At 61.7% G+C, this 13,605-nt stretch carries 13 protein-coding genes and 1 other RNA gene; 4 read left to right on the top strand and 10 right to left on the bottom strand.

The annotated features are described in order from the left end of the window. Window positions 1–2 precede the first annotated feature (2 nt). From LOY45_RS23100 to LOY45_RS23070, 7 genes are all read right to left on the bottom strand, one after another. Window positions 3–413 (bottom strand): DUF4952 domain-containing protein, encoded by a 411-nt coding sequence (locus LOY45_RS23100; RefSeq protein WP_258578417.1) that lies wholly within the window; start codon window positions 411–413, stop codon window positions 3–5. A gap of 33 nt (window positions 414–446) precedes the next feature. Then, window positions 447–1,226, bottom strand: a complete 780-nt coding sequence (locus LOY45_RS23095; RefSeq protein WP_258578416.1) for a class I SAM-dependent methyltransferase — start codon at window positions 1,224–1,226, stop codon at window positions 447–449. A 222-nt stretch (window positions 1,227–1,448) separates the two neighbouring features. Further along, window positions 1,449–1,840: a transfer-messenger RNA gene (gene ssrA / locus LOY45_RS23090) on the bottom strand. A gap of 104 nt (window positions 1,841–1,944) precedes the next feature. After that, a complete protein-coding gene (locus tag LOY45_RS23085) occupies window positions 1,945–2,223 on the bottom strand; it encodes a hypothetical protein (RefSeq protein ID WP_045199770.1) in 279 nt (92 codons plus the stop codon). Window positions 2,224–2,296: 73 nt separating this feature from the next. Continuing rightward, the gene (locus LOY45_RS23080; RefSeq protein ID WP_258578415.1) at window positions 2,297–5,107 is read right to left on the bottom strand and encodes an FAD-binding and (Fe-S)-binding domain-containing protein; all 2,811 of its coding nucleotides are present in this window, start codon (window positions 5,105–5,107) and stop codon (window positions 2,297–2,299) included. 78 nt (window positions 5,108–5,185) lie between these two features. After that, on the bottom strand, window positions 5,186–6,331 hold the full coding sequence (gene lldD / locus LOY45_RS23075) for an FMN-dependent L-lactate dehydrogenase LldD (RefSeq protein ID WP_258578414.1): 1,146 nt from the start codon (window positions 6,329–6,331) through the stop codon (window positions 5,186–5,188). A gap of 68 nt (window positions 6,332–6,399) precedes the next feature. Next, window positions 6,400–8,067 (bottom strand): lactate permease LctP family transporter, encoded by a 1,668-nt coding sequence (locus LOY45_RS23070; protein WP_010222957.1) that lies wholly within the window; start codon window positions 8,065–8,067, stop codon window positions 6,400–6,402. Window positions 8,068–8,319: 252 nt separating this feature from the next. On the opposite strand from LOY45_RS23070, the gene LOY45_RS23065 reads away from it, so the two are divergent. Next, window positions 8,320–9,087: a GntR family transcriptional regulator gene (locus tag LOY45_RS23065; protein WP_115085219.1), complete on the top strand. Its 768-nt coding sequence runs from the start codon at window positions 8,320–8,322 to the stop codon at window positions 9,085–9,087. Between the two features lie 68 nt (window positions 9,088–9,155). On the opposite strand, the gene smpB is transcribed toward LOY45_RS23065, so the two are convergent. Then, the gene (smpB, locus tag LOY45_RS23060) at window positions 9,156–9,638 is read right to left on the bottom strand and encodes an SsrA-binding protein SmpB (RefSeq protein ID WP_010222959.1); all 483 of its coding nucleotides are present in this window, start codon (window positions 9,636–9,638) and stop codon (window positions 9,156–9,158) included. A 161-nt stretch (window positions 9,639–9,799) separates the two neighbouring features. Between smpB and LOY45_RS23055 the strand changes: the two genes are divergently transcribed. Continuing rightward, window positions 9,800–10,234 (top strand): type II toxin-antitoxin system RatA family toxin, encoded by a 435-nt coding sequence (locus tag LOY45_RS23055; protein WP_010222960.1) that lies wholly within the window; start codon window positions 9,800–9,802, stop codon window positions 10,232–10,234. Further along, on the top strand, window positions 10,227–10,544 hold the full coding sequence (locus tag LOY45_RS23050; RefSeq protein ID WP_115085220.1) for an RnfH family protein: 318 nt from the start codon (window positions 10,227–10,229) through the stop codon (window positions 10,542–10,544). Before LOY45_RS23055 ends, LOY45_RS23050 begins: the two co-directional genes overlap by 8 nt. A gap of 57 nt (window positions 10,545–10,601) precedes the next feature. Here LOY45_RS23050 and LOY45_RS23045 read toward each other — a convergent pair whose 3' ends face one another. Next, complete coding sequence (locus tag LOY45_RS23045) at window positions 10,602–11,126, bottom strand: outer membrane protein assembly factor BamE (protein ID WP_115085221.1); 525 nt, start codon at window positions 11,124–11,126, stop codon at window positions 10,602–10,604. A gap of 97 nt (window positions 11,127–11,223) precedes the next feature. On the opposite strand from LOY45_RS23045, the gene fur reads away from it, so the two are divergent. Next, window positions 11,224–11,628, top strand: coding sequence for a ferric iron uptake transcriptional regulator (gene fur, locus LOY45_RS23040; RefSeq protein ID WP_045199750.1), 405 nt, complete (start codon window positions 11,224–11,226; stop codon window positions 11,626–11,628). An 89-nt stretch (window positions 11,629–11,717) separates the two neighbouring features. Here fur and recN read toward each other — a convergent pair whose 3' ends face one another. Further along, window positions 11,718–13,391, bottom strand: a complete 1,674-nt coding sequence (recN, locus tag LOY45_RS23035) for a DNA repair protein RecN (RefSeq protein WP_115085222.1) — start codon at window positions 13,389–13,391, stop codon at window positions 11,718–11,720. Between the last annotated feature and the right edge of the window lie 214 nt (window positions 13,392–13,605).

Here is a 13,605-nt window from a genome sequence, read left to right as displayed (position 1 = left end):
GGTCAGGGCTCGAGGGTATCGACGCTGACGGTGATGTAGAAGAACTCGATCTGTGCCCATTGCGAGCGCTGGTTGACCGGTGTCTCTTCGGAAGCCATGAGGATTTCGTAGCCGATGCCGCTCTGCGGGGCGCGGTGGAAGTGGCGAAATGAATCCCACATGCAGCACATAAACAGCAGGCGGGGCATGCCGAAGGCGTGGTGCAGATAGCCCTCGGCAGCCCCTGCTTCGGCACCTTTGACCCTATAGGTCGCGATTAAGGGGGCCGTCTGCAGTTCGGGTTCCTGGCGGCATCCCAGGTACTCGATGCCCTTTGGGTACGCGCCCAATGCACCCAGGAAGTCTGCGCACTGCGGTGCGGCTTGAAGCGGGCCGCACAGCAGGAGCAGGGTAAGGATAATCAATGGGCGCATTGGTTCTTCATATGTCCGGGGCTTTGTCTCGGCTCAGGCAAAACTGATGTTGGTGCGCTGCGCGCCATAGACAACGCGTGCGGCGGACATCAGTTGATGAGGAATCTCGACGAAGGGGATATCCGAGTTGGTGATCGCAATGTCCACGAGCTGCAGCATGACCGAGTTTTTTCTAACCAGGATCACATCCGACCAGTCGGTGTTGGTCACGGCCACCGGGACGAAGTCCGAGCGTTTGAGGAAGCTGCTGAGTGCCTCCAGAACGCCAAGGTTCTGCTTGGTGCCATTGGGGCTGTGGCAGCAATCATTGAGCAGCATGAAACCATCTTCGGCCACCAGGTCCTGGTAGTACATCAGGTCGCGCAGGATGTACTCGTATTGATGGTTGGCATCAATGTACACCAGGTCGAATTTCTCGATACCGGTTCTGGGCTGAATGTCGGGAATGGCGTCGATGGTTTCGGCGCGAATGACGGTCACATTTTCCTTGTCGGCGAACTTGCTCAGGCATTCCTGATACAGGTTGTCCCAGGTTGCCATGTCGTACATCGGCCCGCCGTAGTAGTACGCGTAGGTATCGATGGCTTCTACCCAAGGCGGCAACTGGTCAAACGGGCTGTAGGCGTCATTGGCCGCCGGGCTCCAGCTGTCGATCAGGACCATTTTTTCTGGGTTGAGGGCGTTGTACAGCCGCAGTGCGTTTTCACCGCGCAGGACGCCGAGCTCGGCGATTACCGGCTGTTTGTTGTAGGCGTTAAAAACCGCGCTGAGAAGGTGGTAGAAGGTTTCCCGGTGGGTCATGCAGACTTTCATACCTGCTCCTTTTGTTGTGTTGTGGGCGCAGCCTTTCCCTAGGCGACGAAGAGATGAGTGGGGTAGCCATTCAGCCTTTTTATCGACCGCTAGCACGATAGGATGAGCGAGGTTTTTTGCAAGGCGTGTCGAGGCGGACATGCCAGCGCGTACAGGTATGATTTTCAGGCAACAAAAAAGGCATCGGCGCAAGCGCCAGATGCCTTTTTCGTTTTGCGTATTTGGTGGAACCGGGGGGATTTGAACCCCCGTCCGCCAGTGATCCGCTGTCGGTCCTACATGCTTAGCCGTGTCTATTGAGTTAATCCGCAGCCGCCCGACGGGCAGGGTGCTTTGGACGAGTTGTGTAAGTTTTAGCCGCTTCGTCCACAACGTACTGCACGGCGATCCTGTTCTGTATGACAATCACTTCGGGTTTACAGGCATCCCCTAGTGATTGCTGGAGCCGAAGCTACCAGGAGAGCGGGCTCAGCTGCTTACGCAGCGAGAGCGTAACCCTCGTAGTTTTCGTCATTGGCAACTATAGAAAGTTGCAACAGTGGATTTACGAGTTCTGTTACCAACTCGGCATGCACCTAGAGTTTCACTACCGGCGTCGAATCCTAATCGGCCCCATTTGCTGCGCTCTAGCTGTAAGCGTTTTTCAACGCTCAAGGTCGAGTATACGCCATCGGTCGGGCGACGTCGACTGCTGGCCTAACATCGCCCGGCAGACGGGTTATTGGCCGTTGCTGCCTTTCTCGGTTTTCTCCAGGCGCTCCAGAGTTTTGCTGGTAATAGCAATGCAGTCTTTCGTGTTGCCCGCTGCCTGGGCAGCCTTGGCGTCCTTGACATGCTCGGCCACGGCATTGTCCATACCTTCGGAGGTAGCTCCGGCGGTGGCCGTGGCATCTTCAATCTTCTGCAGGTTTAGGGCACACAGGTCTTCTTCCGCGAACACAGGGGAGGCAAGCAGTGCGGCGGCAATGAACAGTCCGGAAATCGCAGTACGCTTCATGTGAATCTCCTTGGCTGGAAAGGCCTCGGGAAACAGGGGCCTAAATGGATGGACTGCACTGCTTGCCTAGGGTTCAGATTGCTCGCGCCCGGGTCACGCGGTCCACCAGATAAACTAGACCGTGATAATCGATCCCGCCATGGTTCGACAGACCGATCTCGCAGGTGCGGCTGGTGGAGATCCCTTCGCTGCAGTACTGCACCGCATCCCTGAGGCTGCGCAGCGAGTGGGCATTGAGCTCTGGGGTGGTAAAGCCCTTGTCGCCGGCAAAGCCGCAGCAATGAATACCTTCGGGAACTACCACCTGCTTGCTGCAACGCCGCGCCAGGTCGATCAATGCCTGGCTTTCGCCCAGGTGCTGGGTGCTGCAGGTTACGTGTACGGCGATCGGCTCATCCTGGGGCGTGAACTCCAGTTTGTCGATCAGGTGGGTGCGGATGAAGCGCACCGGGTCATACAGGTCCAGCCGCGTTTCGGCCAGGTCCTGAACCAGGCGCAAGGTGCACGGACTGGTGTCGCAGTAGATCGGGTCAAGTCCGCCGCGGCTGGCGTGGAGCAGCGCGTTGATCAGCTCCTGGCGCTTGTGCTCGGCTTGTTCGGCGTAGCCCTTGGAGGCAAATGGCTGGCCGCAGCACAGGTTGTCCTGGTTGTCCGGGAATATCACTTGATAGCCGGCCTTTTCCAGCAGGGCGCGAGTCTTGTCCAGCAGTGAAGTCTGCTCGCGATCAGCCGCCGCCGGGCCCATCACCCGCGAGACGCACGCTGCCAGGTACACCACCCGCGGTCGCGCGTCGTTGCTGGCCGGGGTGAACTGCACGGCCTTGAGCGGTTGCGGCATGGCTGGCGTCCACTGCGGCACGCGGCCATGGCTGAGCGTGCTCAGGCTGGCGCTCAGGCGACTCAGGCGCGGCGCACCGAGCAAGCGACGGGCGCCATTGGCCGCCTGTAGGGTAAAGCGCGCACCGCTGAGGGCGGTGTGGAAGTTGTCAGCCAGCCAGTCGGCGGTCTTGACATGATCCGCCGCCTGGGCGCGCAGCTTTTTCACCAGCTCACCCGTGTTGATACCCACCGGGCAACGCTGGGCGCACAGGCCGGTGGCCGCGCAGGTGTCGATGCCCTGGTACTGGTAGTCGCGCTCCAGTTCGCGGGTATCGCTGCCAGCACGTTTTTTTGCCTGGATATCGCGCCACATGACGATGCGCTGGCGCGGGCTCAGGGTCAGCCCCTTGGAGGGACAGACCGGCTCGCAGAACCCGCATTCGATGCACTTGTCGACGATCTCGTCGGCGGCGGGCAGTGGCTTGAGGTTCTTCAGGTGGATCTGCGGGTCTTCGCTGAGCACCACATCCGGGTTGAGGATGCCATTGGGGTCGAGCAAGCGCTTGAGCTGCCACATCAACCGGTAGGCATCGCTGCCCCATTCCAGCTCGACGAAGGGCGCCATGTTGCGCCCGGTGCCGTGTTCGGCCTTGAGCGAACCACCGAATTCCACCGCCACCAGTTGCGCCACATCGTCCATGAAGGCCTGGTAACGCGCGACTTCCTCGGCGCTGTTAAAGCCCTGGGTGAAGACGAAGTGCAAGTTGCCTTCCAGGGCGTGGCCGAACAGGATGGCTTCGTCGTAGCGGTGCTTGTCGAACAGGGCGATCAGGCGATTGACGCCGATGGCCAGTTGCTCGACCGGGAAGGTCACGTCTTCGATGATCACCGTGGTGCCGGTCTTGCGTACTGCGCCGACGGCGGGGAAGGTGTCCTTGCGGATGGCCCAGAGCTTGGCGTTCTCCTTGGCGTCTTCGGTAAAGTCGACCTGCTTTTCCACCGGGAAGCCCGCCAGCGAGGCCATGATCTGCGCCAGCTGCTCGTGCAGCAACGCCTGGGTTGCCGCACGCGATTCGATCAGTAGTGCGCAGGCGCCGTCGGACAGTTGCTGGACGAAAGCCGGCATGCCGGGCTTGTCCTGGACCGAGCGCAGGCTGCGCCGGTCAAGTAGCTCCACGGCCGATACCGGTTGGCTCTTGAGCACGGTGACGGCGTTGCAGCAGGTTTCCACATCCGGAAAGACGATCAGTGCCGAGGCTTTGTTCGGGTGATCGACCACCGTGTCGTAGGTCACCGCACTGATAAAACCCAGGGTGCCCTCGGAGCCGACCAGCAGGTGGCTGAGGATATCCAGCGGCTGGTCGTAGTCGATCAGGGCATTGAGCGACAGGCCGGTGGTGTTCTTCAGGCGGTACTTGTGGCGAATCTTCGCCGCCAGTTCGGTGTTGGCGCGGGTTTCCCGAGCCAGGCGCGTGAGCTCATCGAGCAAGCTGGCGTGGCTTTGTTCGAAGGCGGCGACGCTGGCCGGATCTTCGCTGTCCAGGCGCGTGCCGTCGGCCAGCACCAGGCGCATGCCGGCCAGGGTGTGATAGGTGTTCTGCGCGGTGCCGCAGCACATGCCGCTGGCATTGTTGGCGACGATACCGCCGATCTTGCAGGCGTTGATCGAGGCCGGATCCGGGCCGATCTTGCGCCCGAAGGGGGCCAGCCAGGCGTTGGCCTGGGCGCCGATCACCCCGGGTTGCAGGCGGATCTGCTGGCCCTGGTGGCGAATCTCGCGGCCGTTCCAGTTATCGCCGAGCACGATCAGCACCGAATCGCTGATGGCCTGGCCGGACAGGCTGGTGCCGGCGGCGCGGAAGGTGACCGGCACGCGCTCGCGCTGGGCCAGCTTGAGCAGGGCGACCACTTCATCTTCGGACTCGACCCGCACCACCAGCTTGGGGATCAGCCGGTAGAAGCTGGCATCGGTACCGAAAGCCAGGGTCGAGAGCGGGTCGTCGAAACGTCGCTCGCCGGGTATCAGGCGGGCTACCGAGTCGAGGAACGCGGCGGGCAGACTCATGCAATCTCCTCGCGGGGCCGTGGCGTCTGGTGCGCCGCGTGCCCCGGTCAATCAGGCTGTGATTCGAAGGTGCGGCAATCAGGCACCCAGTTCGCGGACCAGCGAGTCGCGGGTGATTTCGCTGATCGATTTGGCGCCGGTGAGCACCATGGCCACGCGCATTTCTTTTTCGAACAGGTCCAGCAGGTTCTTCACCCCGGCTTCGCCGGCGGTAGCCAGGGCGTAGAGGAACGCGCGGCCGATCAGCACGGTATCGGCACCCAGGGCAATCATGCGCACCACGTCCAGGCCGCTGCGGATGCCCGAGTCGGCGAGGATCTTCAGGTCGCCTTTCACCGCGTCGGCAATCGCTGGCAAGGCGCGGGCGCTGGACAGCACGCCGTCGAGCTGGCGGCCGCCGTGGTTGGAGACGACGATGCCGTCGGCGCCAAACTTCACGGCGTCCTTGGCGTCTTGCGGGTCGAGGATGCCCTTGATCACCATCGGGCCCTCCCAGAACTCACGGATCCACTCCAGGTCTTTCCAGGAAATCGACGGGTCGAAGTTGGCGCCCAGCCAGCCGATGTAGTCGGCCAGGCCCGTCGGGCTGCCGCGGTAGGCGGAGATGTTGCCCAGGTCATGGGGCTTGCCCAGCAGGCCGACATCCATGGCCCACTGTGGGTGGGTCATGGCCTGCCAGACCCGGCGCAGCGGTGCATTCGGGCCGCTCATGCCGGAGTGCGCATCACGGTAGCGAGCGCCGGGTACCGGCATGTCGACGGTGAACACCAGGGTGGTGACGCCAGCAGCCTTGGCGCGCTCCAGGGCGTTGCGCATGAAGCCGCGATCCTTGAGAACGTAGAGCTGGAACCACATCGGCCGGTCGATGGCGGGTGCCACTTCTTCGATCGGGCACACCGATACGGTCGACAGGGTGAACGGAATGCCTTTGGCCGCTGCCGCACGGGCAGCCTGCACTTCGCCCCGGCGCGCGTACATGCCGGTCAGGCCGACCGGCGCCAGGGCCACGGGCATGCTCAGGGTTTCGTTGAACAATCGGGTCTCGAGGCTCAGCTCGGACATGTTCTTCAATACGCGCTGGCGCAGGGCGATGCTGGCCAGGTCCTGGACGTTGTGGTGCAGCGTGTGCTCGGCGTAGGCACCACCGTCGGCGTAGTGGAACAAGAACGGCGGCAGCTTGCGTTGGGCAGCTGCGCGGTAATCGGTAGAGGCAGAAATGATCATGGGGTCTCGCAGCGTTGGTTAAAGGGGCGGCTGCCGGGCGCGCCACAACGCGCCCGGCCCCTGACACTTTAGTGAACCAGCATGCCGGTCAGCCAATAGGCCTGGATCAGGGTGATCAGGCCGACGATGGTGGCGAAGAACAAGCTGTGCTTGAGGGTGAAGCGGAACAGGTCCGACTCTTTGCCGACCAGGCCGGTAGCGGCGCAGGCCACGGCGATAGACTGTGGCGAAATCATCTTGCCGGTCACGCCGCCGCTGGTGTTGGCGGCCACCAGCAGGGTGTCGTTGACCCCGATCTGGTGCGCGGTGGTGGCCTGCAGCGAGCTGAACAGGGCGTTCGACGAGGTGTCGGAACCGGTGAGGAACACGCCCAGCCAGCCAAGGAACGGCGAGAAGAACGGGAACGCCGCGCCGGTGCCGGCCAGTACCAGGGCCATGGTCGACGACATGCCCGAGTAGTTGGTGACGAAGGCGAAGGCCAGGACCATGCCGATCGACAGGATCGGCCAGCGCAGTTCGAAGAAGGTCTCTTTCAAAGTGGTCAGACCAGTTTTGAAATTGATCTTCAGCACCAGCATCGAGATTAGCGCCGAGAAGAAGATCGCGGTGCCGGTGGCGGAAATCGGGTCGAGCTTGAACACCGCCGGGATCGCCGTCGGGGTGGCAACGATCGGTGCGGACTTGATCACCAGTTGATCAAGGTGCGGGATGGCGAAGTTGAACACCCAGCTGTACATCGAACCGCCAGCAGCGAAGGCAGCCTTGAATGGCTTGAGGGTCCAGATGGTGACCAGCACGGTGAGGATCAGGAACGGCGACCAGGCCTTGAAGATCTCGCCGAAGCTGTAGGGCGAAGGCTGGCTGCCGCCGCCCTGGACCACGGCAGCGCCGACACTGCCGGTGGCGCTGGCGAACGAGCGCTTGGGCTGCCAGACCTTGAGGAACAGGGTCAGGGAAATCAGGCTGGCCAGGGCCGAGGTGATGTCCGGCAGCTCCGGGCCGATGAAGTTCGAGGTGAAGTACTGGGTTACGGCAAAACTCAAGCCGGCCACCAGGGCGGCAGGCCAGGTCTCTTTGACGCCGCGCAGGCCGTCCATCATGAACACCAGCCAGAACGGCACGAACAGCGACAGCAGTGGCAGCTGGCGACCGGTCATGGCGCCGATCTTGAACGCATCGATACCGGTAACCTGACCGGCAACGATGATCGGGATGCCCAGGGCGCCGAAGGCCACTGGCGCAGTGTTGGCGATCAGGCACAGGCCGGCGGCGTACAGCGGGTTGAAGCCCAGGCCCACCAGCAGAGCGGCGGTAATGGCTACCGGTGCGCCGAAACCTGCCGCACCTTCGAGGAAGGCGCCGAAACAGAAACCGATCAGCAACACCTGCAGGCGCTGGTCATCGGTGATCGACAGCACCGAGCTGCGGATCACTTCGAACTGGCCGCTCTTGACCGTCAGTTTGTAGAGGAACACTGCGGCGACAATGATCCAGGCAATTGGCCACAGGCCATAGGCAAAGCCATATCCGGCGGCGGCAAGCGCCATGTCGGCAGGCATCTGGAAAGCAAAGATCGCCACCAGGATCGACAAGCCCAGCGTGATGCTGCCGGCCACATGACCCTTGAGGCGGAACACCGCCAGCGCGAGGAAGAAGAACACGATCGGGATGACTGCCGCGAGCGCGGACAGGCCAAGACTACCAAGCGGACTGTAAAGCTGTTGCCAGGTTTGCATATGGGGTGGCCCCTAATTGTTGTTGGTCAGCACTGGCATTGGATAATTGGTAAGACCAATTTACAATGTCGAGGCGCTAGGTTAAAAGCCTCGCTGCGGCTGTGTCAATTTGTCCCAGGAAAACTTTCGTCGGATTTGTGCGGGGGCACGGGCCTGAGCGGCAGGGAAATTTGCCAACTGATGGGTGTCGGCGGGTCGCGGATGCGCCAGAATAGACAGCCCCGAACGCACTCGGGATGTGGAGAGCATGTGATGGTTTTTGATCAGGTCCGCCAACGCCGTTTGTCCGACGATATCGTCGAGCGGCTGGAAGGGATGATTCTCGAAGGCACCTTGACGGCCGGTCAGCGCCTGCCTGCCGAGCGGGCGCTGGCCGAACAGTTCGGCGTGTCACGACCGTCGTTGCGCGAAGCGATCCAGAAGCTGGTGGCCAAGGGCTTGTTGGTCAGCCGCCAGGGCGGTGGCAACTATGTGGCCGAATCGCTCGGCTCGACCTTCAGTGACCCGCTGCTGCAGTTGCTCGAAAGCAACCCTGAAGCGCAGCGCGACTTGCTGGAATTCCGGCATACCCTGGAGGCATCCTGCGCCTATTATGCGGCGATCCGCGCCACCGAGCCTGATCGCCAGCGGCTCAAGGCGGCCTTCGACACCTTGCAGGATTGCTACGCCCGCGCCGATGAAGTGGACCGGGCCGAGGAGGGCGCGGCCGATGCGCGTTTCCACCTGGCGATCGCCGAAGCCAGCCATAACGCGGTGCTGCTGCACACCATTCGTGGCCTGTTCGACCTGCTCAAGCGCAACGTGGTGACCAACATCGGCGGCATGTACAAACAGCGCGCCGAAACTCGCGACATGCTCATCAGCCAGCACCGTGAGCTGTACCTGGCGATTGTCGAAGGGCGTGCGGAAGATGCTCGCGAAGTGTCCAGCCGGCACATCACCTATGTGCAGGAGGTGCTCGACGAAGTGCGCCAGGAGGTTCAGCGGGTGGCGCGGGCGGAACGGCGTAGCGGGCGTTAGCAATCGCGGGGCAAGCCCGCTCCTGTAGGAGCGGGCTTGCCCCGCGATAAAGGCGCTTCAGGCTGGAATCAGTCTTCTTTGCCCTTGTTACGCACCGCGCGCTGCAATTCGCGGTCGGAATCACGCTCGCGCTGGGTATCGCGCTTGTCGTATTCCTTCTTGCCCTTGCCCAGTGCGATTTCGCACTTGATCAAGTGCTTGCTCCAATAGATCGACAAGGCTACGCAGGTGTAGCCCTTCTGCTGGACGGCCGCATGCAGGCGTTCCAGCTCTCGACGGTTGAGCAGCAGTTTGCGGGTACGTGTCGGGTCGGCAATGACGTGAGTACTGGCGGCTGTCAGTGGCGTGATATGGCTGCCCATCAGCCAGGCCTCGCCATCCTTGAGCACCACGTAACTGTCGGTCAGGTGCGCCTTGCCGGCACGCAGACTTTTTACTTCCCAACCGGACAGGACCAATCCGGCCTCGAACTTGTGTTCGATGAAGTAATCGTGACGCGCCTTTTTATTCTGCGCGATAGTCCCTGTCGGATGTTTCTTTTGGTTAGCCATAGGGGCGGCATTATAGGCAGTCGCCGCGCTGTCGGCTACGGGGTAGCAGTGCGCTTGAGCCATTGCCGTGAATCCCGGACAATGCGCGCACTTGATGCGCTCTATGGCGCCCCTCGGCATTCTGGTTGTGTTTGCCGCCCAGCTTTGGAATTGACCCCTGGATGACTACCCATATTCAACGTTCGGCCCTGCTGCCATATCCCGCCCAGGCCCTGTACGACCTGGTCAATGATGTAGCGCGCTACCCGGAATTCCTGCCCTGGTGTTCGTCCAGCACCGTGATGGAAGAAAGCGACACGCACATGCGCGCGCGCCTGGAAGTGGCCAAGGGGGGGATGAGCCAGCAGTTTGTAACCAGCAATGTGCTGGTGCCGGGCCAGTCCATTGAAATGAACCTTGAGGAGGGGCCTTTTACCCAGCTGCATGGCGTCTGGGTATTCAAGCCATTGGGCGAGAAGGCCTGCAAGATCAGCCTCGACCTGTCGTTCGATTACGCCGGGCCGCTGGTGCGCGCCACCTTGGGGCCGTTGTTCAACCAGGCGGCCAATACCCTGGTCGATGCCTTCTGTCAGCGTGCCAAACAGCTCCATGTCTGAAGCGCTGCTGGCGGTCGAGGTGGTGTACGCCCTGGCCGAGCGGCAGGTGCTGCTCAGTGTTGAGGTGCCGGCGGGGGCGACTATCAATGAAGCGGTAAAACTGTCGGGGATCGCCGCGCATTTTCCCGAGGCCGATATTCAAGCCTGCCCGCTCGGTATTTTTGGCCGGGTAATCGCTAACCCTGAAGAGCAAAAAGTCGAGGCGGGGGATCGCATCGAGATTTACCGGCCATTGCTGGCAGACCCGAAAGAGGTGCGCAAGCAGCGCGCCGCAAAAGTCGCCAGGGTCTTCAAGAAAGCCAAGCGCTGAATCGCAGGCAATAAAAAAGCCCGGACTGGTCCGGGCTTTTTTGTGTGCGCTGCAGGTTTACTGCGGCGAGGTGTCCAGTGCTTCTGGCACCGGCACCGGGATGACCTCGATGGTATCCACGTCTTTCTGGATGGTGTCTTCCAGCGAGCCTGGCTTGGCAGGTTTCTCCTGCGCAGCGGGTTCGGTGGTGCCGGCCGGGCTGACAGTGGTGTCGCTGCTGCCACCGAGGATTTCCTGGTCGCGGCTGACACCTGGCATGAAGTCGCCGGACAGGCTGGCGAGCTGATCGTTCTCGTTGAAGAAGATGCTCATGCGCTCCTGTTGGCGCTCACCGCCACCGGGCTGCAGGCTATACAGGTAGTCCCAGCGATTGGTGTGGAAAGTATCCTGGATCAGCGGGTTGCCCATGATAAACCGTACTTGCCGACGGGTCATTCCGGGGCGCAATTGGTCTATCATGTCTTGCGTGACGACATTGCCCTGCTGGATGTCGATTTTGTAAACCCCGGGGAACGAGCAACCGGCGAGTGCGAGCAGTCCCACGAAGGTGAGGCTGGTTAGCAAGAGCTTGGTGTTTTGCATCGGTGGGCGACTTCCACTATCTTGGCTGGACAACGTAAACCCCGATCATACCCGTATTCAGAGAAGCTGCGAAGCAGCATCGGCGAGAAAGCTGACCATGGTTGAAAATAGCGAACTGCGCAAAGCCGGTCTCAAGGTGACACTGCCTCGAGTAAAAATTCTACAGATGCTCGACTCTACCGAGCAGCGTCACATGAGTGCTGAAGATGTCTACAAGGCGCTGATGGAGGCAGGCGAGGACGTCGGTCTGGCCACGGTTTACCGTGTTCTGACCCAGTTCGAAGCCGCTGGCCTGGTCGTGCGCCACAATTTCGATGGCGGCCACGCTGTGTTCGAGCTGGCTGACGGTGGTCACCACGACCACATGGTCAACGTCGATTCCGGCGAAGTCATCGAGTTCTTCGACAGTGAAATCGAGAAGCGTCAGAAGCAAATCGTGGAAGAGCACGGTTTCGAACTGGTTGACCACAACCTGGTTCTGTACGTACGCAAGAAAAAGTAAGCAATTATTACATTGCTGCATAAGTACTGAAGGCGACCCTGGGGTCGCCTTCGTGCTTTCTGCCTGATTGTTTTTTATAGCTGCGCGTTTCAGGCCTTGCTGGTGACCACCATCTTGCGTGCGTGTGCCAGGGATTCCTTGGTCAGGTCGATGCCGCCGAGCATGCGCGCAACCTCTTCAACACGCTCGCGCTTGCCCAGATTGGCCACGGCAGTATGGGTGGCATCGCTGTTGCGCACTTTGTGCACGAACAGGTGGTGATGGCCCTGGGCGGCCACCTGCGGCAGGTGGGTGACGGTCAGCACCTGGCCGCGTTCGCCCAGGCGACGCAGCAGTTGACCGACGATCTCTGCCGTTGGCCCGCCGATACCCACGTCGACTTCGTCGAATACCAGGGTCGGGATGCGCGAGGTCTGCGCGGTGATCACCTGGATCGCCAGGCTGATCCGCGACAGCTCGCCACCGGAGGCAACCTTGGCCAGGGCCTTGAGCGGCTGCCCGGGGTTGGCGCTGACCAGCAGCTCGACCTGTTCCAGGCCCTGGGGCTGCAGTTCGTCGCTGCTGTTGGGCCGCAACTCGATACTGAAGCGCCCGCCAGGCATGCCCAGGCGCTGGATTTCCTGCTCCACGGCGCTGGCCAGCTGGCTGGCGGCTTGCTGGCGCAGGGCGCTCAGTTCACCGGCCTTGTCCTGGTAGTGGCGGGCATAGGCGGCCAGCTCTTCAGCCAGGCGCTCGATCGATTCGTCGTTGGCGTTGAGGTTTTCCAGCTCTTCCATCAAGCGCTGCTGCAGGCCGGCCAGCTCGGTAGGGTGCACCCGGTGCTTGCGGGCGAGGGTATAGATGGTGTCGAGGCGCTCTTCGAGCTGTTGCAGGCGCGCCGGGTCGGCATCGAAGTTGTCGAGGAAGCGGTTCAGCTCGCCAACGGCTTCTTCTACCTGGATCTGCGCGCTGGCGATCATGGTGGCCGCCTCGCCCAGGGCCTTGGGCGCGTTGTGCACGGCGGTCAGGCGGTTGAGGCTGGCAGTCAGGGCGTTGAGTACGTTGCCCGAATCGTTTTCGCTGCAGTGGTCGATGACCTGGCGGCAGATGCCGAACAGCGCTTCGGCATTGGTCAGGTTCTTGTGTTCCTGTTCCAGGAGCTCCAGTTCGTTCTCGCCCAGGCCAAGGTTGTCCAGTTCTTCGAGCTGGTAGCTGAGCAACTGGTGCTGCGCGCGCTGCTCATCGCCGGAATTGGACAGCCGCTCCAGTTCCTGGCGGGTCTGGCGCCAGCGCTGGGCGGCGAGCTGTACCTGGCGGGCGAGGTCGGTGGCGCCAGCGTATTCGTCGAGCAGGCGGCGGTGGGTGTCGGTTTTCAGCAGTGACTGGTGTTCGTGCTGGCTGTGGATGTCGATAAGCAGCTCGCCCAGGGCCTTGAGGTCGCCGAGCGGGCAGGGCGTGCCGTTGATATAGCCACGGCTGCGGCCTTCGGCGGTGATCACCCGGCGCAGGATGCACGGCCCGTCGCTGTCGAGGTCGCGCTCGGCCAGCCAGGTGCGCGCCTCGGGGATATCCACCAGGTCGAAGGTGGCGAGGATGTCGGCCTTGTCGGCCCCTGGGCGCACCACGCCACTGTCGGCGCGATCGCCCAGGGTCAGGCCCAGGGCGTCGAGCATGATCGATTTGCCGGCCCCGGTTTCACCGGTGATGACGCTCATCCCGCGGGCGAGCTCAAGGTCCAGGTGTTCGACGATGGCATAGTTGTGTACGGACAGGTGCACCAGCATTGGGGCGGCTCCCAGGCGTTAGGTCTGGTTATTTATACAGTGTTTTCAAATCCGCTGACAATGCTGATGTTTAGTTCAATTTGGTTATCAGGGCGCTGTTCTGATCGCCATGGGTTATGAACGAATCTGAGCGAGCTGCCTTGCAGGCCCTTGAACCTGGGTTTTGCGACCCCATATAGCCGGCAGACGCGCGAGTAATGCTCGCAGACCTAAT

Origin of the sequence: Pseudomonas wadenswilerensis (assembly GCF_024749185.1) — a bacterium.
Classification (GTDB): domain Bacteria; phylum Pseudomonadota; class Gammaproteobacteria; order Pseudomonadales; family Pseudomonadaceae; genus Aquipseudomonas; species Aquipseudomonas wadenswilerensis.
This window is presented reverse-complemented; position numbering and strand designations above follow the sequence as displayed.

Coding starts and splice junctions, on each gene's coding strand:
- LOY45_RS23100 (WP_258578417.1), bottom strand. CDS start 413: ATGCGCCCATTGATTATCCTTACCCTGCTCCTGCTGTGCGGCCCGCTT.
- LOY45_RS23095 (WP_258578416.1), bottom strand. CDS start 1,226: ATGAAAGTCTGCATGACCCACCGGGAAACCTTCTACCACCTTCTCAGC.
- LOY45_RS23085 (WP_045199770.1), bottom strand. CDS start 2,223: ATGAAGCGTACTGCGATTTCCGGACTGTTCATTGCCGCCGCACTGCTT.
- LOY45_RS23080 (WP_258578415.1), bottom strand. CDS start 5,107: ATGAGTCTGCCCGCCGCGTTCCTCGACTCGGTAGCCCGCCTGATACCC.
- lldD (WP_258578414.1), bottom strand. CDS start 6,331: ATGATCATTTCTGCCTCTACCGATTACCGCGCAGCTGCCCAACGCAAG.
- LOY45_RS23070 (WP_010222957.1), bottom strand. CDS start 8,067: ATGCAAACCTGGCAACAGCTTTACAGTCCGCTTGGTAGTCTTGGCCTG.
- LOY45_RS23065 (WP_115085219.1), top strand. CDS start 8,320: ATGGTTTTTGATCAGGTCCGCCAACGCCGTTTGTCCGACGATATCGTC.
- smpB (WP_010222959.1), bottom strand. CDS start 9,638: ATGGCTAACCAAAAGAAACATCCGACAGGGACTATCGCGCAGAATAAA.
- LOY45_RS23055 (WP_010222960.1), top strand. CDS start 9,800: ATGACTACCCATATTCAACGTTCGGCCCTGCTGCCATATCCCGCCCAG.
- LOY45_RS23050 (WP_115085220.1), top strand. CDS start 10,227: ATGTCTGAAGCGCTGCTGGCGGTCGAGGTGGTGTACGCCCTGGCCGAG.
- LOY45_RS23045 (WP_115085221.1), bottom strand. CDS start 11,126: ATGCAAAACACCAAGCTCTTGCTAACCAGCCTCACCTTCGTGGGACTG.
- fur (WP_045199750.1), top strand. CDS start 11,224: ATGGTTGAAAATAGCGAACTGCGCAAAGCCGGTCTCAAGGTGACACTG.
- recN (WP_115085222.1), bottom strand. CDS start 13,391: ATGCTGGTGCACCTGTCCGTACACAACTATGCCATCGTCGAACACCTG.